General features: G+C 35.4%; 2 protein-coding genes. Both read right to left on the reverse strand.

Annotated features, from left to right (window positions below; translation table 11 throughout):
• Positions 1 to 275, reverse strand: a 275-nt coding sequence (locus tag VNJ50_RS09015) for a heavy metal-associated domain-containing protein (protein ID WP_325581083.1), incomplete at its 3' end; no start/stop codon positions are given.
• A 31-nt stretch (positions 276 to 306) separates the two neighbouring features.
• Positions 307 to 1,509 carry a TolC family protein gene (locus VNJ50_RS09020; protein WP_325581085.1) on the reverse strand — a complete coding sequence of 401 codons (1,203 nt, stop codon included), beginning with the start codon at positions 1,507 to 1,509 and terminating at the stop codon, positions 307 to 309.
• Between the last annotated feature and the right edge of the window lie 110 nt (positions 1,510 to 1,619).

The following is a 1,619-nucleotide window of genomic DNA, read 5'->3' on the forward strand; positions in this document are numbered from 1 at the left end:
GTTCCGGTTCCTTTTCCTTCTGGTTTTTTTTCTGCTTTAATTTCGGAAGGATGGGGTTCTTCGCCCACATTATAAATATGATATCTTCCGCCATCATTTTTTAAAGCTTCCTGAAATTTCTCAATAGGAATATGGCTTTGCATTTCGATAATGGCTTCTTTTTCATCTAAAAGGACCGTCGCGCTTGAAACGCCTTCGACTTCAGAAAGTGTTTTTTCTACATGGCTTCTGCAACCATTGCAGGTCATTCCTTGTACGCTATATGTGTGTTTCATTATTATTTTTTTAGGTGTGTATTAAATATAATTATAATTCTGATGCCAGAAAATAATTGATAATGCTTACTTGATTAAAATAGTTTCCAATCGCCTCAATACGATTTACTTGAAAGTTTAATTGCAATTCCTGTACATCCAAAACTTCCTTAAAATCTATAGTGCCGGTTTCATAGTTTTTAAACAAAATCTCAGTTGCGTTTTTTGCTTGTTCAAGATTTTTATCTTGGGTTTCCAAACTGATTCGCGCTGCATTTCTACTTCTAACCGCGGTTTGCAATTGTGCTATCAAAGCATTCTCGGAAGCCTGTTTTTGAATGTCCAATTCTTCATGTTTCAACTTATTTTGTCGGGCGACGGATTTATATTTCTTGTTGAAAATAGGGATAGAAACCGATACCATCGGCATCAACATATTTGGCGCTTCATTATAAAGCATATATTCCATTCCAACGCCAAATTCTGGTATACTTTCTTTTTTGTTAAGCGCGTCAGCTTCTGAAATCACGTTGTTCAGTTCTTCAAATTTTTTCAATTCAGGATGAAGATAAAGTTTGGAAAAATCGATTTCAAAATCTTTATCTGGCATTGTCAAACTATCGATTATTGCAATTTCAACAACTTTTTTCCGATTCATAATCTTATTAAAAGCAGTAAGTTCGGCGGCATAATCTTGTTCCAAAACCAATTTTCTTTCGAGTAAATCATTTTGTCGCATTTGCAATCGCAATACCGAAACTGCCGAAGCTTGGCCAACTTCTACCGAAGTCAATGCCATCTGCTCATAAACTTTTAAAAGCTGAATATTGGCATCCAAGACTTCTTGTTTTTTGGTAATTTCATACAAACGGTAATACGATTGCGACAAAACCATTGCGATTTTTCGTTTGGCTATTTCGATTTCCACAAAATCTGCATCAGCCATTGCCGACGCATATTTTTCACGTGCCGAAATAGTACCAAACCAAGGAAACATCTGCATTACGGAAAATTCGCCTTGTTGCATCATCGGCATTTCCTTTCCTATCATATATCCCGCTGAAAACTCAGTGTTGGGAAGTGTATTTACTTCGGAAATCATTTCTGTAGAAATGGCATATTGTTTTTCCACCGCTTGAATATTTGGATTGTTTTTTATCGCCTCTTCAATATAGTTTTGCAATTGTTGTGCTTGCGAAGACCAGCTCAAAAACAGCGAAAACACAAGAAATAATCCTATGCTGCGAAAATCCATTTTTATATTAAATTTTAGACTCATTATTTCTAATTTTATTTAAGCGTTCTTAACTGTTTTTTCAATTTTGCTTCTCTTCTCCAACTGAACAATACCGGAACCACAAAAAG

It is taken from the genome of Gelidibacter sp., assembly GCF_035577925.1.
Classification (GTDB): Bacteria; Bacteroidota; Bacteroidia; order Flavobacteriales; family Flavobacteriaceae; genus Gelidibacter.